The 18,113-nt window shown below is 32.2% G+C and carries 22 protein-coding genes; all 22 read left to right on the forward strand.

Annotated features, from left to right (window positions below; all coding sequences use genetic code 11):
* The first annotated feature begins 51 nt into the window (after positions 1-51).
* The 22 genes from FMG_RS01540 to FMG_RS01645 all read left to right on the forward strand — a co-directional run bounded on the left by FMG_RS01540 (position 52) and on the right by FMG_RS01645 (position 17,999).
* The gene (locus FMG_RS01540) at positions 52-1,032 is read left to right on the forward strand and encodes a C39 family peptidase (RefSeq protein ID WP_012290299.1); all 981 of its coding nucleotides are present in this window, start codon (positions 52-54) and stop codon (positions 1,030-1,032) included.
* Positions 1,033-1,737, forward strand: coding sequence for a TrmH family RNA methyltransferase (locus FMG_RS01545; RefSeq protein WP_012290300.1), 705 nt, complete (start codon positions 1,033-1,035; stop codon positions 1,735-1,737).
* Positions 1,737-2,432: an HAD family hydrolase gene (locus FMG_RS01550; RefSeq protein WP_012290301.1), complete on the forward strand. Its 696-nt coding sequence runs from the start codon at positions 1,737-1,739 to the stop codon at positions 2,430-2,432. Before FMG_RS01545 ends, FMG_RS01550 begins: the two co-directional genes overlap by 1 nt.
* Positions 2,404-3,024 carry an epoxyqueuosine reductase QueH gene (locus FMG_RS01555; protein ID WP_041250574.1) on the forward strand — a complete coding sequence of 207 codons (621 nt, stop codon included), beginning with the start codon at positions 2,404-2,406 and terminating at the stop codon, positions 3,022-3,024. Before FMG_RS01550 ends, FMG_RS01555 begins: the two co-directional genes overlap by 29 nt.
* 123 nt (positions 3,025-3,147) lie before the next feature.
* Positions 3,148-3,903, forward strand: coding sequence for a formate dehydrogenase accessory sulfurtransferase FdhD (gene fdhD / locus FMG_RS01560; protein ID WP_012290303.1), 756 nt, complete (start codon positions 3,148-3,150; stop codon positions 3,901-3,903).
* Positions 3,903-4,538: a formate/nitrite transporter family protein gene (locus FMG_RS01565; RefSeq protein ID WP_004166936.1), complete on the forward strand. Its 636-nt coding sequence runs from the start codon at positions 3,903-3,905 to the stop codon at positions 4,536-4,538. The genes fdhD and FMG_RS01565 overlap by 1 nt, the downstream gene beginning before the upstream one ends.
* 10 nt (positions 4,539-4,548) lie before the next feature.
* A complete protein-coding gene (locus tag FMG_RS01570; RefSeq protein ID WP_012290304.1) occupies positions 4,549-5,730 on the forward strand; it encodes a molybdopterin molybdotransferase MoeA in 1,182 nt (393 codons plus the stop codon).
* Complete coding sequence (mobB, locus tag FMG_RS01575) at positions 5,727-6,734, forward strand: molybdopterin-guanine dinucleotide biosynthesis protein B (protein WP_012290305.1); 1,008 nt, start codon at positions 5,727-5,729, stop codon at positions 6,732-6,734. The genes FMG_RS01570 and mobB overlap by 4 nt, the downstream gene beginning before the upstream one ends.
* A gap of 9 nt (positions 6,735-6,743) precedes the next feature.
* Complete coding sequence (locus FMG_RS01580) at positions 6,744-7,199, forward strand: 8-oxo-dGTP diphosphatase (protein WP_002839758.1); 456 nt, start codon at positions 6,744-6,746, stop codon at positions 7,197-7,199.
* Complete coding sequence (locus FMG_RS01585) at positions 7,199-8,107, forward strand: DMT family transporter (RefSeq protein WP_004166935.1); 909 nt, start codon at positions 7,199-7,201, stop codon at positions 8,105-8,107. Before FMG_RS01580 ends, FMG_RS01585 begins: the two co-directional genes overlap by 1 nt.
* Entirely contained in the window at positions 8,100-8,840 is a 741-nt protein-coding gene (locus tag FMG_RS01590; RefSeq protein ID WP_004166915.1) for an NAD-dependent protein deacylase, read from the forward strand. The genes FMG_RS01585 and FMG_RS01590 overlap by 8 nt, the downstream gene beginning before the upstream one ends.
* A complete protein-coding gene (locus tag FMG_RS01595) occupies positions 8,830-9,228 on the forward strand; it encodes a hypothetical protein (RefSeq protein WP_041250575.1) in 399 nt (132 codons plus the stop codon). The genes FMG_RS01590 and FMG_RS01595 overlap by 11 nt, the downstream gene beginning before the upstream one ends.
* 212 nt (positions 9,229-9,440) lie before the next feature.
* A complete protein-coding gene (locus FMG_RS01600) occupies positions 9,441-10,301 on the forward strand; it encodes a DegV family protein (RefSeq protein ID WP_012290308.1) in 861 nt (286 codons plus the stop codon).
* A gap of 159 nt (positions 10,302-10,460) precedes the next feature.
* A complete protein-coding gene (locus FMG_RS01605; protein WP_012290309.1) occupies positions 10,461-11,615 on the forward strand; it encodes a TlpA disulfide reductase family protein in 1,155 nt (384 codons plus the stop codon).
* A gap of 14 nt (positions 11,616-11,629) precedes the next feature.
* Complete coding sequence (locus tag FMG_RS09775) at positions 11,630-11,782, forward strand: CD1871A family CXXC motif-containing protein (RefSeq protein WP_002841292.1); 153 nt, start codon at positions 11,630-11,632, stop codon at positions 11,780-11,782.
* Positions 11,775-12,674: a 4Fe-4S binding protein gene (locus FMG_RS01615; RefSeq protein ID WP_041250642.1), complete on the forward strand. Its 900-nt coding sequence runs from the start codon at positions 11,775-11,777 to the stop codon at positions 12,672-12,674. Before FMG_RS09775 ends, FMG_RS01615 begins: the two co-directional genes overlap by 8 nt.
* Positions 12,675-12,807: 133 nt before the next feature.
* On the forward strand, positions 12,808-13,557 hold the full coding sequence (locus FMG_RS01620) for a rhodanese-like domain-containing protein (RefSeq protein ID WP_012290311.1): 750 nt from the start codon (positions 12,808-12,810) through the stop codon (positions 13,555-13,557).
* Positions 13,558-13,611: 54 nt separating this feature from the next.
* Positions 13,612-15,093, forward strand: coding sequence for a TIGR04282 family arsenosugar biosynthesis glycosyltransferase (locus FMG_RS01625; RefSeq protein ID WP_012290312.1), 1,482 nt, complete (start codon positions 13,612-13,614; stop codon positions 15,091-15,093).
* A complete protein-coding gene (locus tag FMG_RS01630; protein ID WP_012290313.1) occupies positions 15,065-15,727 on the forward strand; it encodes a TIGR04283 family arsenosugar biosynthesis glycosyltransferase in 663 nt (220 codons plus the stop codon). The genes FMG_RS01625 and FMG_RS01630 overlap by 29 nt, the downstream gene beginning before the upstream one ends.
* Positions 15,702-16,649 (forward strand): (Fe-S)-binding protein, encoded by a 948-nt coding sequence (locus FMG_RS01635; protein WP_012290314.1) that lies wholly within the window; start codon positions 15,702-15,704, stop codon positions 16,647-16,649. Before FMG_RS01630 ends, FMG_RS01635 begins: the two co-directional genes overlap by 26 nt.
* Positions 16,646-17,566: an arsenosugar biosynthesis radical SAM (seleno)protein ArsS gene (gene arsS, locus FMG_RS01640; RefSeq protein ID WP_012290315.1), complete on the forward strand. Its 921-nt coding sequence runs from the start codon at positions 16,646-16,648 to the stop codon at positions 17,564-17,566. The genes FMG_RS01635 and arsS overlap by 4 nt, the downstream gene beginning before the upstream one ends.
* The gene (locus FMG_RS01645; protein WP_041250576.1) at positions 17,559-17,999 is read left to right on the forward strand and encodes a C-GCAxxG-C-C family protein; all 441 of its coding nucleotides are present in this window, start codon (positions 17,559-17,561) and stop codon (positions 17,997-17,999) included. Before arsS ends, FMG_RS01645 begins: the two co-directional genes overlap by 8 nt.
* Positions 18,000-18,113 lie beyond the last annotated feature (114 nt).

Below are 18,113 nucleotides of genomic sequence, written 5' to 3' on the forward strand. Positions count from 1 at the left end.
TTTGTAATAATTTCAAATCCTATGATATAATTAGATAAATGAGGTGGAATTTTGATACACAATAATCACGATAGATTTCTTGAAGAAAAAAGAAAACGAGCGGTTAAAAGAAGACTTCTTGTTTGCGTTTTTCTTCTGATAATTCTATTTTCAATCATAAAAGTAAAAAAAGACAGGCAAGAGTATGCAGAAGAACAAAAACAAGCTGAGATTGCTCACGAGAAAAAGGCATCTCAACAACAATCGGACTCTGAAGAAAAACCTGTGGAAAAAGAAAAAACCGACGAAGAAGTTTTTGAAGAAATTAGAAAAAACGAAAATATTTTTTCGAATACTTTTAAGAGGAATGAATTGTTGCATAATTTGGAAATTTACGCGAAGTACAATCCGAATGCAAAGCTAGTTATGAAAAACGCTGATGACATTCATCCATCGTTATTGAAACTTGCAGGAAATAACTATACTGCGGTAAATTTCGTAGCAAAAACTATAGATCCAACAGTCAAAAACGAGTATTCTTATACTGAAAAAGCAAACAACTCGAATGTGCCATTGTATTTGCAATGGGACAAGAGATGGGGATATGAAAAATACGGCTACGGAATTATTGGATTTACAGGATGCGGTCCTACAAGCTGTGCGATGGCGATGTCTTATTTGAAAAACGACCCTTCAATTACTCCTGCAAAAATAGCAGAAGAAAGTGATCGTAACGGATTTTCGTCATCAGAGGGAACAAGCTGGGGATTTTACCCTTACATTGCACGAAAATACGGATTAAAAGCTGTGCAAATGGATGAAAATTATAATGTTATAAAAGAAAATGTAAAAAAAGGAAATCCGATTCTTATTTCTGTAAGACCTGGAGATTTTACACGAACGGGTCATGTCATGGTGATTTCGGGAATGGATTCAAATGGAAATATTATATTAAATGATCCAAACAGTTTTATCAATTCACAAAAAACTTGGAAATACGATAGATTAAGACCACAAATCAAAGCAATGTGGGTTTTTAGTAATGGAGTATAAATGAAAAAATACACGAAATACAAAAAAGATCTTGAATATTCTTATACAATGGGACCTTTTCCAACTTATGAACTTATTGAAAATAAGGCTGATATTGTTGAGGAGGTCTTAATTTCTGAGGATTTCAATGACACCGAAAAATTGATAAATATATTAAAAGAAAAGAAAATTCCGTACACTATTTCAAGTAAACAAATCAACAAAATTTCATTAAAGGATAAGGAATACGTGATTGGAGTTTTCAGAAAAGAAAAATCCAATTTCCAAGAAAAAAACCACATAATTTTGGATGGAATAGACAATATGGGAAATCTCGGCACTATTATGAGAAGTATGCTTGCTTTTGGTTACAAGAATTTGGCGCTGATTTCAAATACTTGTGATGTTTACAATCCAAAAGTAGTGCGTGCGAGCATGGGGGCTTTTTTCAAATTAAATATTCAAAAGTTTGATAATTTAGAAGATTACAAGAAAAATTTCCCAGACAATAAAATTTATTCGTTTTTATTAGATGAAAACTCAAATGAACTTGGTGATGTGAAATTTGATGAGCCGTTCAGTTTGGCGTTTGGAAATGAAGGGGCAGGGCTTCCAAAAGAATACTACAATGAAAACAAGATTTTCATCAATCAATCAAAAGATGTAGATTCTTTAAATTTGCCAATAGCTTGCTCCATTGCAATGTATGAATCGAAGGTGATTTAATGAAGAGAGTTTTTGTATTTGATTTGGATGGAACGTTGATAGATTCGATAGAAATGATTAATAATTGTTTCAATCACACTACACAAAAATTTGGACTCAAACCTGTAGAAAAGGACAAATTCAATTATTTTCTTGGAGATGGACCGAAAATTTTGGTGGAAAAATCTTTGAATTATTTGATACAACGAGATAGTTTGGATGAAGCAAAAATTCATTCACAATTTAATGAAATTTACGATAGCTACATTGAATATTACAATGGATATGACGACAAGAAAACACAATTGTATCCACATATAAGAGAAAGCTTGGATAAGTTAAAAGAAATGGGTGCACTTGTTTGCGTGTGCACGAACAAAACTCTTCCTGCAGCAGAAAAAATTTTGAATAATTTATTTCCACAAGGCTATTTTGATTATGTATCTGCATTGGAAGATGAAACTAAAAGAAAGCCAAATCCGTATTTGCTCGATAAAATAGTAGAAGATTTGAATATTAAAAAAGAAGAGATAGTATATTTTGGAGATACTGACACAGACATTGAGACGTGCAAAAATGCGAAAGTAACAAGCGTTGGTGTTGAGTGGGGTTTTAGAGAAAGAGAAGAACTCGTAGAATCGGGAGCGGATTTTGTGATTTCCGATCAAAGAAGGATAGTTGATTTTTATGGAGAATTACCAAAAAATATTGGATAAAACAATTGAAAATCTTAATGGTGGAGAAACACTTCTTCTTCACAGTTGTTGTGGACCTTGCTCAAGTTATGTTTTGGAATATTTGTCTCAGTATTTTAAGATAACAATTTTGTTTTACAATCCAAATATTTCTCCGCAATCTGAGTTCGACAAGAGAGTTGTGGAGCAAAAAAAAGTAATCGAAAATACAAAAGCAAAATATCCGATAGATATAATTGTTGACAAGTACGATCCAGATGAATTTTATAAAAGAGTAGAGCCATACAAGGATCTTGGCGAGAAATCAAGGCGCTGCTACGAGTGTTACGATTTGAGAATCGACAGAACATTCGACATTGCAGATGAGATGGGTTTTGATTTTATAACGACGACTTTATCAGTTAGTCCTCACAAAAACAGTCAATGGATTAATGAAATTGGAGAAAAATTGGAACAAACTCACAAAACCAAATTCTTACATTCCGATTTCAAAAAGAAAAATGGGTACAAGAGATCAATCGAATTATCGAAGGAATTTGATTTGTATAGGCAAGATTATTGCGGATGTGTTTACAGCAAAAAAGAAGCGGAACAACGACATAATAATGATTGATTGAATCGGTGATTTTTATCGCCGATTTTTTAGTGAGAAATTTTGCTCACAAAAAAATAGATAATGGTGTTAAGTATTTGAATCGGCTAAAGTTGTTTGATATAATTAAATAAAGGAGATTTTATGAATTTTGAAAAACGTGTAATGGTTAAGAAATATAACGATGGAGTTATAGAAGAAGTAGAAGATGTTATTTTAAGAGAATTTTTGTTGGATATTAATATTAATTCCAAACCTATCGTAAAACTTTTGTGTATTGAAAAGGATTTACAAGAACTTGTTACAGGATATCTTATAACAGAAAATATTGTAAGGCCAGAAGATATACAAAACATAGATATACATATTGATGGAAATATTTGTAATGTCAAGTTGAAAGATATCGATAACACTCCAAGTCATGTGACTACTGAAAGTGGAGATTACAAAAATGTTCCTTATAATTTTACAAATAGAGATGAAAAAGTAATTCCGATTGATTGGGAGGAAGAAACACTTTTGAAGATTTCTAATTTTAATTTGTCGGGGTCGAAATTATTCAAAGAAACTGGCAATGTGCATTCTGTTGTTTTGGCAAAAGACGAAGAGATAATTTGCCAATGTGACGATATTGGAAGATACAACGCTTTTGACAAGGCTGTGGGTACGGCTGTGTTAAATGGCGAAAAATTATCTGATTTAATCGCATTTACCTCGGGAAGAATTCCTTCATCAATTGTTCAAAAATGTATCAATTCAGGAATTTCTGTTATAGTTTCCAGAAGCGCACCAACGGATGTTTCATTGGAATTAGCTGAAAAATACAATTTGTCTGTAATCGGCTTTTGCAAACAAAGTCGTTTAAATATTTATAGAGATTTTAGAAAGAAGGATTTGTAATGAAAAAATTAGCGGATTTTTTGTATGCCATTATGGCAGGAGCTTTTATTGCTATGGGTGGAGTCGTATTTTTGAGCCTAAACAATAAAATTGTCGGAGCATTTATGTTCAGCTTGGGTCTTTTTGCAGTGTGTACTTTGAAGTACAACTTGTTTACAGGAAAAGTTGGATATTTGTTCAATAATGATGTGAAAACTTATTTGCCATGGTGTTTGATGGTGTGGGTTGGAAACTTAGTTGGTAGTATTATTGTAGCGGAATTGGTTCGTCTTACAAGAGTTGCTCCTGGAATTATCGAAAAATCCACAAAATTAGTTCAAGTAAAAGCAGATGATAGCTTAATTAGCTTGTTTGTTTTGGGAATTTTCTGCAACATTATGGTTGTTCACGCAGTGGATCAATACTTAAACAATCCTCACGAAATTGGAAAATATTTGGGAATTATAATGAGTATTATGGTATTTATTCTATGCGGATTTGAACACTGTATTGCAGATATGTTTTATATTCAAATGGCAAGAATGTGGAATTCACAAACAATTATTGCACTTATAGTTATTACTTTGGGTAATGTTTTGGGTGGAATTTTGATTCCAACAATGAGAAATATCAACACAAAATTAAAAAGCGAATAAGGTTAAATAAATGTTATTACAAGTAGAAAAAGCGAAGGAAATACTTAAAGAAAATATAAAAAAAGCATCTGAAATTGAAGAAATTGATATTGATGATGCTTATAACAGAGTTTTGGCGGAGGATGTGCTGGCGAAGTTCAACAATCCTCCTTATCCCAAAAGTGCAATGGATGGATACGCTGTAAGTAGCAAAGATTCTGACAAATTATCGAAAAAGAAAATTATCGGGACGAATTTTGCTGGAGATTGCAATGATTTTGATTACGAAGAAAATACTTGCGTGAGAATTATGACAGGTGCATTTGTACCAAAAGGCTACGATGCAATTGTAAAACAAGAAGACTGCGAAGTAGTGGATGGTTTTATTGAAATCAAAAAACCTTACGAGCCTTTTGATTATTACATCAAAGAAGGCGAAGATGTGTCTGAAGGGGATTTGTTAATTCCTAAAAACACGAGGATTTCTTCGGTTCACTTGTCGATTTTGGCATCAAATGGATATGCAAAAGTTAAGGTTTACAGAAAATTAAAGGTAGCGCTATTATCGACAGGATCTGAATTGTTGTATCCTGGGGATGATTATAAACCAGGAAAAATCTACAGCTCAACAACTTTTACATTAAAATCTATTTTAAAAAATTCAGGAGTAGAAGTTGTCGAACAAAAAAACTGCATGGATGATGAACAATCAATCATACGTGAAGTAAAAAATCTGACACAAAAATCAGATGTTGTGATAACAACTGGTGGAGTAAGTGTTGGGGACAAAGATTTAATGGAATCATGTATGAAACAAATTGGAGAAGTTTTGTTTCACAGAATTGCCATGAAACCAGGAACACCTGTGATGGCATCAAAAGTAGGTGACACAATTGTGTTGTCTTGTTCGGGAAGTCCGTTTGCGGCTTTTTGTAATTTCGAAGTTTTATTTTGGGATTTGTACAATAAATATTATGGATTAAATGTAAAACAATTTGAAGAAGGAAAAGTTGTAGAAGGATCGATGAAACCATCGAAGCTTCAACGATACGTCAGATGTTTTGTAAAAGATTCCGAGATTACGATTTTTGATAAACACAAGAATTCTATGCTACAAGATTTGACTAATTGCAATGCGCTTTTGCTTCAAAAACAAAACGAAAGCTTGGATGTGAATTCAAGCGTAGATTATATTTATTTGGGTGAAATATGAGAGTTTCTGTAGGAATATTGGCCGGTGGAAAAAGTGAGAGAATGGGTCAAGACAAATTCGATTTGAACTTTTATGGGCACACTTTTATCGAAGAATTGATTGATAGATTCAAAGACTATGAGGTAATTGTTTCATCTAATACGGCTGATTATTATCCAATAAAAACTGTGAAGGATACTTATGTTGACGCGGGACCTTTGAGTGGAATTTTGGAGATTTTAAAAAATTCTACAAATGAATATGTATTTGTAACTTCTTGCGATATGATTAATGTGAAACCAGATTTGGTGGATTTTGCAGCATCTATCGCAAGTTTTTCAGATGAAGCAGTAATTTTTGAAACAGACGAGAGATGTTATCCAACTTGTGGGATTTTTTCGAAAAAAATTATTCCTGTTATAGAAGGAATGCTACAAATTGGAGATTATCGCGTAATGAATTTGGTTAAGAAAATCGATGCGAAATTTGTAAATTTAAAATACACGATTTTTGAAGACGAATTTGTAAATATTAATTATCCAGAAGATTTGAAACAAAATGCAACACCTTTGATTTGTATTTGTGGAAAGAAAAATAGTGGCAAGACTACTTTTATTAAAAAGCTTGTTGGAGAGTTGAAAAACAGAAACAAAACTTGTTCTGTAATTAAACACGACGGTCACGATTTTGAGCTAGATTTCAAAGATACGGACACTTTTTTCTACAAGGAGTACGGAGCTTGTCAGACCTTGATTTTTAACGATAAATACTTTAAATTAGATGGTAGGAGTAAAAATATTTATGAATTGATACAATTATTGGACGATGTTGATTTGATAATTATTGAAGGGATGAAAGATTCCGATTTCATAAAATACGAATGTACTCTTACGGATGATTTAGTGTGTAGCGATGTGAACAAATACGCAGTTATCAGCGACAGGAAATTTTCGGGATACGATAATTTCGATATCAATAATCCATCAGAATTTGCAGACTACATTATTCGAAAATTTAAAATTTAGAAGGTATTTATGGAAAATATTTTGTGCAATATGATCAAAATAAATCGTGGAAATGATGTTTTGGTTTTAGATAAAGTTAAAAAATACGGCTGGGAAGGATTGACTTTTCCAGGAGGCCATGTCGAAAAAATGGAATCAATAACAGATTCTGTTATCAGAGAAGCGAAGGAAGAAACTAATCTGGATGTTGAAAATATTAGATATATTGGAATGATTAGTTGGTATGACATGGACAACAACGACAGAATTGTAGGGTTTTTGTACGAGACCGATGATTTTTCTGGAGAATTGGTAAAAGAAAATATCGAAGGTACGTTGGAATTTATAGATTACGAAGAACTAAAAAACATGGATGGTCATAGCGATTCTATGGATGAAATTTTCGCTATTTACGATGGAAAATATTCTGAAATTGTGCTTTATTATGAAGATAATAAATGCGTAAAAAAGGAGTGTTATAAATAGTGAGAAAAGCTAGGGGAATGATGTTTGCCATAATCTCGGCGTTGATTTTCGGGTTTACTCCGATTATGGTCAGAGAAACTTTGAGCAATGGAAGTAACGTAATTATGACTTCTTTTTTGAGAGGATTTTTCGTAATTCCTTTTTTGGCGATTTCATTGAAAAGCAGAAATATCAGCCTCAAAGTTACAAAACAAGAACTAAAAAAACTAATTTTAATGTGTAGCATTGGTGGTTGTATCACTATGACAATGCTCTACGCATCGTACCAATACATTTCCGTTGGGCTTGCAACTTCAATCCATTTTATTTTTCCGACAATTGTAACAGTGTATTCAGTTATGTTTTTGAATGAAAAAATGACGAAATACAAATTCGTCTCACTTATTGCATCGATTATTGGAGTAATTTTGCTCGCAAATAATGTAGGCGGAAGCAATAATTTTCCATTGGGAATGTTCTTGGCAGTGGCATCTGGTTGTACTTATTCTTTTTATTTGATTTACATGGATGTATCTGGACTTAAAAACATGGACAGCGTCAAGGTCACATTTTATAATTGTACGATTAACTCGACGATGCTTTTTATATTTGGACTTATTACTGGAGATTTTACATTGTCTTTATCAAGATATGCGTGGATTATTGCATTTGTGATTTCGATATTGGTGTCCGTATTTGGTACGCTTTTCATCCAACTTTCGATTGTGAATGCAGGTGTCAGTACGTACACGATTTTTTCGACATTGGAACCAATTACATCAGTAATATTAGGAATTATTTTATTTAACGAAACTACAGACCCAAGAAGATTGCTGGGCTGTTTCATGATATTTTTATCGGTGATGATATTGGCGGTTTCAATGAGATTTCAAGAAAGAAAAGCAAGGGAAGCGATAAATAATGAATGATGTTGAAAGATTAAAACAAATTGTAGAACAAAGTGACAAAATCGTGTTTTTCGGTGGGGCAGGAGTGTCCACTGCATCTGGAATTCCAGATTTTAGATCTGCAACTGGACTTTACAACAAGAAAAACGACAGCGATTTTTCGCCGGAATATATGTTGAGCCATGAATTTTTTGTGACACATCCAGATTTGTTTCAAGATTATGTTTTGGAAAATTTGATTATCGATGGAGTAAAGCCGAATAATGCACATCTTTCTTTGAGGAAATTAGAAAAAGCAAACAAATTACTCGGCGTTATCACACAAAACATCGACAGCCTGGATACGATGGCTGGTACGAAAAATATCGCAGAAATTCACGGGAATTTGAGAGATTATTACTGTGTAAATTGCGGTGCAAAATACGATTTGGACTATTACAAACAAAACAGACCTTGCAAATGTGAAAAATGTGGCGGCGTTGTGCGTCCGGATGTCACATTGTATGGAGAAGTTCCACCACAAAGTGAATTTGCAAAAGCAATAAATTGGATTAACAAGGCAGACACGATGATTGTAGCTGGAAGTTCGCTTGTTGTGTATCCTGCAAGTGGTCTTATCAATTATTTTCGAGGAGATAATTTGATACTAATTAATCTAGATCGTACAAGCTACGATAATATGGCAAATATCGTGATTCATGACGATATTGCAAAAACTTTAGAATATGTGACGAGGGATATTGATGAAAGATAAAATTAAAAATTATTTGCAAAAAGTTTACGGAGTGGATTTTTTCTCAAAAACAATGATAGTATTCGCTCTGATACTTTCTTTTATTAATTTAAAATTTAAAAATAGAGTTATAGAGATCATTACGATGATTTTGATTGTGTATTTCGGAATTTTCAGAGTTTTTTCTGTTAATAAATATCAACGAATGATTGAAAATCAAAAATTTGCAAAAGCTGTAAAACCTATGACGGATTTTTTCGAAAAATATAAAATTAGAGCAGCAAATTCCAAGGATAAGAAATACATTAAATGTCCAAACTGCAAAAAGGAAATGAAAATTCCAAGAAATAAAGGCAAAATCAAAGTAACTTGTCCTCATTGTGGACATAAATTTGTAAAGAAAAGTTAATCAAAAATTCACGAATCTATTATTAAGTTAGTCGCTTGATAATAGATTTTTTTGTTTGAAAATTAATTGATAAAAAATTAGCTTTCGAGCAATGGTTTTATTTGATAATTTATAAATTATTAAATTCAATCAAGTTTATATATTTATATTACATATAATTGACCGCTTGAACAATAAATGTTATCATTAAAAAAATTAATTAGGAGGGGCAAATGATAAAAATTATATCAGATTCAGCTTGCGATTTGAAAAAAGCCTATACGGAACAAAATAACATAGGAATTGTTCCATTTAACATAATAATAAACGAAGATACATCACTTAAAGATAAAATTGATATACAATCAGAAGAGTTGTTGGAAATGATGAAGAACGATTCACATTTTTTTGCAAAAACTTCTCAACCAAGTCCTGACGACTACAAAATTGAATTTGAAAAAGCTGCGAAACAAGGATGTGACATAATATGTTTCACAATAACATCCGAGTTGAGTGGCTCGTACCAATCAGCAGAGATTGCCAAGAAAATTATTCAAGAAGAATATGATGTCGACATAAGAGTTATCGATAGCTTATCGGCTTCTCTCGGTCAGGCAATTTTGATTAACAAGGCAATTGAAATGGTTCATCAAGATAAATCCCTGGATGAAATAGAAGATTATATAAACAAAATAAAATTGACTTCAAAAGTTTTCTTGTTAGTGGACACTTTAAAATATCTTGAAAAAGGTGGAAGAATTAGTAAATCCAAGAGATTAATTGGAAGTGCTTTAAGTCTAAAACCTATATTGAAATTGGAAAATGGTAAACTAGACATAGTAGATAAAGTTATCGGCAAGAAAAGAGCAATTAAAAATATGATGAGGCTCTTAAATTCAGAAAAAAACAAATCAGACAAATCCCATGAGTTTTTTGTAGTACATGCAGATTCTGAAAAAGAATCCAGTGAAATTTACGACGAACTAAAAACCGAAAATAATATACCTTTTGATATCGAAGTATTATCTCCGGTATTAGTTTGCCATTCAGGATATGGCAGCGTTGCTATCGGAATAATCAGCACTGAAGTTTAACACAAAATTATATAGGAATTTTAAATAAATGATAATGCGTTTTAAAAGACGCATTATTTTTTGTTTCACAAGCATTTCACAAAACTATCGTAATATAATATCAGATCACACGAGACCGTGTTATCTAAAAATTACCTTAGATATTTTATGGAGGAAATTATGAGAAAAAATGTATTAAAAGGAACAACTTTGCTACTAGCTTTGTGTTTTAGCGTTGGAGCAGTTGGATGTCAAAAATCTAGTGGAAATACAGGCAAAGATTCAAAGGTGGTTAGTCCAAAAGAGGCTGGTATGAAAAACGATAAAAAACAAGAAAACGAAAAATTCAAACCTGCTGATTATTCATTACAACCAAAAGATGAATTCGTGTATGAGTTTTTGGGATTGAAGTTCAAACTTCCAGAACAAGTTAAAAAAGATATGACGAATAAGAAGATTGCGATGTTGGATGAACAAAGTCCAATCGACAAAGAATTGAAATACGCTATGCTTACTTTCAGCAAATTAACTGAAGAACAAAAAAATGCAGTAGTGGATAAAATGGGTGATGGATACGAAAAATGGCAAAAAGAATTGGAAAGAGTCGGCACTATTGGAATGTTTGATAAAAAAATGTCTGAAGCTGACATTTCCAAGATTACAAAATGTGACAATCACAAGAAAATTGGCGAATCCAAAGATGGTAAGTTCACTTACTACATAAGTTCAAAAGGTAAAATGGACGAAGGTTTTGCAAAAGAATTCGCCCAAACTCAAATCGATATTATAGATAAAAAACCACGTCCTGAAAATGGATTTGTATTATCTGAAAAAACTGATTTGGAAAACACAGAAGCATTTGACAAAAAATCTGTGAAGGGATTAGGTAATTTATCTACAAAAGATATCAATGGCAAACAATTTACAAGCAAAGATTTTGAAAAATACGATCTTACAATGGTAAATGTGTTTGCAACTTGGTGTAGTGCTTGTGTGAACGAAATTCCAGATTTATCGGAAGTTTCCAAAGAAATGAAATCCAAAGGAGTAAACATTGTAGGTGTTGTTACAGATACTGTAGATGATAATGGCACTAATAATGATGCATTGCAAAAATCAAAATTAATCCAAGAAAAAACAAAAGCTTCATATCCGTTCTTGATGCCAGACAAATCGAATTTTAACGGCAGATTAAACGGAATTCAAGCGATGCCCGAAACTTTCTTCGTAGATAAAAAAGGAAACATCGTCGGAGAAACTTATTCTGGCGCAAAATCAAAAGAAGAATGGAAACAAGTTATCGAAAAAGAATTGGCTAATTTGAAAAGCAAATAAAATTGGTGATTCAAATGTACAAAAAATTTATTCATAGTCGAGTATTTTCGGTCATGATTTTGTGTTTATCAGTTGGTATGATTTATTACGGATACAACAACGGTGAAGTCAAAGTCGTGTTGGATAAGGCTATAAGAATTTGCATGGAGTGTATTGGAATTGGATAAAATAAAAAATTTACTAAAGTTTGGAGATAAGAAAAATAAGTACAAAGTAATGGATAATTTCAGACACGCTTTCCAATCACTGTGGTTTTTGATTACAAATTCTTATGTTGAGGGATTTAAAACCGGGAAAATTTACGGCGGAAATTTGAAAAAAATCTGTGTTCCGGGCATGAATTGTTATTCGTGCCCTGGAGCAAAAGGAAGTTGTCCAATAGGTTCGTTACAGGCTGTAATTGGAAATTCAAATTTCAAGTTTAGCTATTACATAGTCGGATTTTTGTTTTTTATTGGCGCATTGATGGGAAGATTTGTGTGTGGATGGTTGTGTCCATTTGGATTGATTCAGGATTTACTGTACAAAATTCCTTTTTTCAAAAAAATAAAAACTTTCAAATACGATAAACATTTGAGAAAATTAAAATATTTTATTTTGCTAATTTTCGTAATAATTTTGCCGATGTTCTTGGTTGATATTTTGGGACAAGGATCGCCGTATTTTTGTAAACTTATTTGTCCAATAGGAATGCTTGAAGGTGGAATTCCTCTGGTACTGCTCAATAAAAGCATGAGAGGTGCGATTGGGTTTTTGTATTATTGGAAAGGAAGTATTCTAATAATTACAATTTTACTTTCAATAATAATTTATAGACCTTTCTGTAAATATATTTGTCCTTTGGGTGCGATTTATTCGTTTTTCAATCCGATTTCTATTTTCAAATATAGATTGGACAAAGATAAATGTATAAGTTGTGGAAGATGTAAGAAAGTGTGTCAAATGAACATCGATCCTACTAAAAATTGCAATCACAAAGAATGCATCAGATGTGCTAGATGCAAAAACGCCTGTCCAGTTGATGCTATAAGTTGTGGAATAAAGGATAAAAACAGATAATAAAATATATAGAAAAATATTTCTCAAAAATCTTTAACAATCCATTTATAGAAAATTTCAATAAATAACCCTTGGGTTTCGAAGTATGTGTATGATACAATATTATCGAAAAGATTTTTAGGAGGAATTTATAGTGAAAAAACTTTTATTAACTTTAGCATTAGTATCAGCTTTAACTGTTACTGGATGTTCAAATAATACAGAAAAACCAGCTGACAATAATGCTAAAACAGAACAAAAAACTGAAAACAAATCAGAAGAAAAAGCTGCAATCAAAGAAATGAAGGGCGCAGATCTTGAAGCCATCGAACAAGACAAGAAGAAAAAAGAAACTGTATTGGTTGTTGATGTTAGAAGCAAAGATGAATATGACCAAGGTCACGTTAAATGGGCTATTAACATGCCAATCGACACTTTCGAACAAGAAGTTTCAAAATTAGATGCTTACAAAGACAAAGCTGTAATTACAATTTGCAACAGCGGTAAGAAGAGCCAAAAAGCTGCTGAAGTTTTAGTTAACAATGGATTCAAAGATGTTACAAACGCAGAAGGCGTTAAGAAATTTGAATACAAATTAGTTAAATTTGCTAACATTTTACCAGCTGATTTAGTAAAAGCTTCTGAAGATACAAACAACGTTATAGTTGATGTAAGAGATAAGAAAGATTATGACAAAGGTCACATCAAAAATGCTATCAGCATGCCTTTAGATGAAGCTGATGCAAGATTATCAGAAATTCCTACAGATAAACCAGTTTACACTTATTGCTATTCTGGAAATAAATCTGGTCAATTAGCTCAAAAATTAGTTGAAAGAGGAAACAAAGACGTATTCAACTCTTTAGATGGAACTAAAGAACACGACTACGAATTAGTAAAATAATTTTTAAAATTTAAGCGGCTCATATTTTGGGCCGCTTTTTTTACAGGAGATAAAATGAACGCAGTAATTTTGATGACCAAAATTCCAAATAAAAATTCTAAAACTAGATTGTCGACTATTTTATCAGAAAATGAAAGAATAAAATTCAGCGGCAATTTGATTAATAAAAACGTAAATATTATCAAAAAATACAAAGTTTTCTTATCTCTAACGCCAGACGAATTATTTGAAGATTACACGAAAAATTCTCCTTATGATTGTATCAGACAAACTGGAGATGATATTGGTCAAAGGATGAAAAATTCCATAAAAGAAGTTTTGTCACGAGGATATTCCAAGGTGGTTTTAATTGGCTCAGATATCATTGATTTTGATGGTGAAATTTTTGATGAAGCTTTTGATAAATTAGAGGATTATGACGTAGTATTCAGCCCGACAGAAGATGGCGGCTACAGTTTGATTGGGATGAAAAAATCACACGATGTTTTGTTTGAAAACAAAAAATACTCCAATCCAAATGTAGAAAATGATTTGGAAAATAGTTTGATTGAACATGATTTGTCTTATTATAAACTGAAAGAAACCCACGATATTGACACTGACATTGATTTTGTAAAATACATATCCAAATCAAACAACGTGAAATTACTTGGTAAAGGCGAGTACAATTCAAATTATCTAATAGATGATGATTATTTGATAAGAATCGCGCGTGGCTCACAAATGCATTTGGATAATCAAATTGAATACGAATACAAGGCTCTCAAATTTTTAGAAAAATCAAATGTAACAGCCAAGGCTTACGATTTGAAAAAAGATGAATTATCAGGGATTTCTTATCTTATTGAAGAATATTTGATAGGAAGGGATTTGGATTATCATACTGATTTAAAAATCGCAGCATATTTACTTTCACAAATTCACTCACTGGATGTTATTGGACAAGATTTTATAAAAGCGGACAGTCCTTTTGAGATGATGTTCGACGAATTTACGCAGATGTTTTCTCATTATCAAAAATGGCACAAGAAAAACAATAATACCGAAGAAAAAATTTCAGATATGCTCAAATACATCAAAAATCTGGGACTTACTTCTTCACTTCAAAATCCATGTCTTATCAACACTGAACTCAACAATAAAAATTTTATCATAGGAGATAAATCTTACGTTATAGATTGGGAAAAGCCGATTATAGGAGAGCGTGAACAAGATTTGGCGCACTTTTTGGCACCGACGACGACTTTTTGGAAGACAGATGTAATTTTTGACAACGACACAATGGATGATTTCTTAGATGAATACGATAAATTATCAAAAACAAAAGTAGACAGGGAAAAATTCGTAAAATATTTGCTGTTTACGTGTCTCAGAGGAATAACTTGGTGCTCAATGGCATACACTCAATATGTTGATGAAAACAGGGATAATGGATTTACTTTTGAGAAGATAAAAGCGTATTTGTCGGATGAATTTTTGGATAATATATGGGAGTTTATAAAAGCGAATGATTTCAGTAATAGTGCCGGTGTATAACGAATCTGATAACATAGACAAGTTCATCGATCGTCTGGATGTTTTTGATGATGAGTTCGAGGTGATTTTCAGCGTGAGTGGCGATGACGATACGTTTGAAAAAATAAAAAAACGCGGATATAATCCAATCAAAAGCATCAAAGGTCGTGGCAATCAAATTATAAATGGAATTTTAAATTCAAATGGGGAAATAATTTTGATTCTTCATGCGGATACTTTTTTTAGAGAAAATCCAAAAGAAGAAATCAAATCAATTTTAGAAAATTATAAAATGGGTTGTTTCAGTATTTCCTTTGTTCCAAAACAGTTCATAATGCAAATTGTGGCATTTAATTCCAGTAATCGTGTCAGACAAAGAAACATAGCATTCGGAGATCAGGGGATGTTTTTTACGAGAGAGTTTTACGACGAGATGGGTGGATTCAAAAACATAGATTTAATGGAAGATTACGATTTTTCGATTAGGGTAAAGGAAAAAGGATACACAATCTTCCTATCAAAAATGAAGATATATTCTTCATCGCGTAGATTTCAAAAAAATGGTCCTTTTAGGACTATGTGGATGATGCAAAAATGCCAATATATGTATCGCAAGGGGGAAAGCGTAGATGATATCAAACAAAAGTACAAATGATTACTTACAAGAAGTAAAAGATAAGTGTATTGATTGCGGTAAATGTACGAAGAACTGCCCTTTTTTGACAAAATACAAGATTAATTTGAAAGATTTTGCAGACAGACAAGACTTGGCGTTTTCTTGTTTCTTGTGTCAAAAATGTAAAGCAGTGTGTCCAGTTGATTTGGATGGAAAAAAGATTTCTCTTATTTTAAGAAAACAAAATCCAAAATTTGAATCTGTGAAAAAACAAAAAGAAAATTATTTCTTCAAAAACAAATCTAAAAGAAAAACAAAAGACTTGTTGTATTTGGGCTGTAATTTTCCAGCATTTTATCCAGACACAACAAAATATTTAATGGAATTGTTCAACAAAGAAGGATTTGATTATTCAATTGATTGTTGCAATCTTCCAAGTGATTTTACGGGATTTGAAAATAATTATATGGAAAGACTTGAGAAAGAACTCCAAGACAAAGAAGTGGAAAGAATTGTGTGCGTGTGTCCAAACTGTTTCCACAAATTCTACAAAAATTTGTCAGTAGAAGTTATCACGATTTTCAAATGGCTTGAAGAAAGAGATATGATACAAGACATTGATGAGGAAGTGAATGTGTTCTTCCCATGTTCTGACAGGTATAATCATATAATGTTTGAAGAAATCAAACGACATATCAAAGGATTTAACAATAAATACATAAGTACAAACTGCTGTGGTGCTGGTGGAATTGCAGGAAAAAGCGAAAAAGACATCGCAACACAAATGCAAAACTCCATCAAAAACGAAAAAATGTATACTTATTGCGCAACTTGTTCATCCAAGTTTGTGGCAAATAATGAAGTGCACCATTTTGTAAGTAAAATGGTTGGCATAGATGAAAAATGCGATCCAAGCTTTTTCAAAAATGCATTAAAGGGGAAATTTAGGGGGAGAAAATGAGATTCGAAGATAGAATATCAGAAAAATTTAAGAAAACAGGTGACATTACAACTCTACAATTAAATATTACTGAAAAATGTAATTTGCGTTGTAAACACTGTCACATTATGAAAAACAGTGAAAATTTAGAAATGTCCAAGGAAACTATGCAAGACTGCCTTAAATTTTTGGATAATCACAAGATGAAAACTGTGGATATTACAGGCGGAGAACCGACAACACATCCAGAAATCGTGAGGTTTATGAAGGAATGTTTGAAAAGAGTAGACGAACTTATTATTCGTACGAATGCAACAGATATCGAAAAAAACAAAGAATTAATGGATTTATTTGACAAAGAAAAAATCAAAATTGTCGTATCTCTTCCATGCTACACTCAAGATAATGTCGACAGCCAAAGAGGAGATGGAGTGTTCGACAAAGTCATAGCTAACTTGAAGAAGCTTAACGAAATGGGATACGGCACTGAAAAAGAGTTGGATTTGGTTTACAATCCACTTGGAGGATTCTTGCCACCAGAACAATCCAATCTTCAATCAGATTACGAACGCGAATTAAAAAAGAAAGATGTTGTGTTCAGTAATTTGTTTACAATTACAAATATGCCTATTGGATATTTCAGAGATTTCTTAATCGAAAAAGGCGAATACGAAGATTATATGAAATTGTTGGAAGATAATTACAACGAAGAAACTGTTGAAAATATCATGTGCAGATTCCAAATTTCTGTGGATAGTTTGGGAAATCTTCACGATTGCGACTTTCATTTAGCAGAAAAAGTGCCAATGAAAGATTATAAAAACATCAAAGATTTGATTGATGTTGATGATTTGTCCAGAGAAATCGTGTGTAAAGATTATTGCTACGGATGTACTGCAGGAAGTGGTTCAAGTTGTGGAGGTGCATTGGATGAATAAATTAACGAATGAAGAAATTTGGCAACAATTTACTGAAGGGATAGATTGCGCACAAGTTGTATTGAGATATTTTGCAGATGATTTGGGAGTTGACAAAAAACTTCTTACAAAAGTCGCATCGCCATTTACAGGTGGTATGTACAAGGGAATGACTTGTGGAGCAGTAACTGGTGCCTACATGGTTTTGGGGATCAAATACGGCCATTCTAAGCCAAATGAAGGCGAGAAGAAAGTCGAACTTATCAAAAAAATGTTCGAATTCGATACCAAATTCAAGGAAAAACAATCAACGATAATTTGCGAAGAAATATTGGGAGATAATATAGCAGAAAATCTCGAAAAAATCGAACAAGAAAACACAATGCAAAAAAAATGTCCACAAGCTGTGAACGATGCGATAGATATATTAGAGGAAATATTTGAAGAAAAATAAAATGAGAGCTGTCTACTAAGGTAGGCAGTTTTTTAAGTTAATTTTTAAAAATCATTATGATTTGCTAATAAATAATTCTATTTAAATAATGATATAATACAAGTAGCAAACGAA

The sequence above is a fragment of the Finegoldia magna ATCC 29328 genome (assembly GCF_000010185.1).
Lineage (GTDB): Bacteria > Bacillota > Clostridia > Tissierellales > Peptoniphilaceae > Finegoldia > Finegoldia magna_H.

What these genes read in the sequence shown, in the direction of transcription:
- mobB (WP_012290305.1), top strand. Translation starts at nt 5,727, where the DNA reads ATGAGAGTTTCTGTAGGAATATTGGCCGGTGGAAAAAGTGAGAGAATG.
- FMG_RS01600 (WP_012290308.1), top strand. Translation starts at nt 9,441, where the DNA reads ATGATAAAAATTATATCAGATTCAGCTTGCGATTTGAAAAAAGCCTAT.
- FMG_RS01595 (WP_041250575.1), top strand. Translation starts at nt 8,830, where the DNA reads ATGAAAGATAAAATTAAAAATTATTTGCAAAAAGTTTACGGAGTGGAT.
- FMG_RS01590 (WP_004166915.1), top strand. Translation starts at nt 8,100, where the DNA reads ATGAATGATGTTGAAAGATTAAAACAAATTGTAGAACAAAGTGACAAA.
- FMG_RS01545 (WP_012290300.1), top strand. Translation starts at nt 1,033, where the DNA reads ATGAAAAAATACACGAAATACAAAAAAGATCTTGAATATTCTTATACA.
- FMG_RS01580 (WP_002839758.1), top strand. Translation starts at nt 6,744, where the DNA reads ATGGAAAATATTTTGTGCAATATGATCAAAATAAATCGTGGAAATGAT.
- FMG_RS01555 (WP_041250574.1), top strand. Translation starts at nt 2,404, where the DNA reads ATGGAGAATTACCAAAAAATATTGGATAAAACAATTGAAAATCTTAAT.
- FMG_RS01550 (WP_012290301.1), top strand. Translation starts at nt 1,737, where the DNA reads ATGAAGAGAGTTTTTGTATTTGATTTGGATGGAACGTTGATAGATTCG.
- FMG_RS01570 (WP_012290304.1), top strand. Translation starts at nt 4,549, where the DNA reads ATGTTATTACAAGTAGAAAAAGCGAAGGAAATACTTAAAGAAAATATA.
- FMG_RS01605 (WP_012290309.1), top strand. Translation starts at nt 10,461, where the DNA reads ATGAGAAAAAATGTATTAAAAGGAACAACTTTGCTACTAGCTTTGTGT.
- fdhD (WP_012290303.1), top strand. Translation starts at nt 3,148, where the DNA reads ATGAATTTTGAAAAACGTGTAATGGTTAAGAAATATAACGATGGAGTT.
- FMG_RS01625 (WP_012290312.1), top strand. Translation starts at nt 13,612, where the DNA reads ATGAACGCAGTAATTTTGATGACCAAAATTCCAAATAAAAATTCTAAA.
- FMG_RS01645 (WP_041250576.1), top strand. Translation starts at nt 17,559, where the DNA reads ATGAATAAATTAACGAATGAAGAAATTTGGCAACAATTTACTGAAGGG.
- FMG_RS01635 (WP_012290314.1), top strand. Translation starts at nt 15,702, where the DNA reads ATGATATCAAACAAAAGTACAAATGATTACTTACAAGAAGTAAAAGAT.
- arsS (WP_012290315.1), top strand. Translation starts at nt 16,646, where the DNA reads ATGAGATTCGAAGATAGAATATCAGAAAAATTTAAGAAAACAGGTGAC.
- FMG_RS01565 (WP_004166936.1), top strand. Translation starts at nt 3,903, where the DNA reads ATGAAAAAATTAGCGGATTTTTTGTATGCCATTATGGCAGGAGCTTTT.
- FMG_RS09775 (WP_002841292.1), top strand. Translation starts at nt 11,630, where the DNA reads ATGTACAAAAAATTTATTCATAGTCGAGTATTTTCGGTCATGATTTTG.
- FMG_RS01630 (WP_012290313.1), top strand. Translation starts at nt 15,065, where the DNA reads ATGATTTCAGTAATAGTGCCGGTGTATAACGAATCTGATAACATAGAC.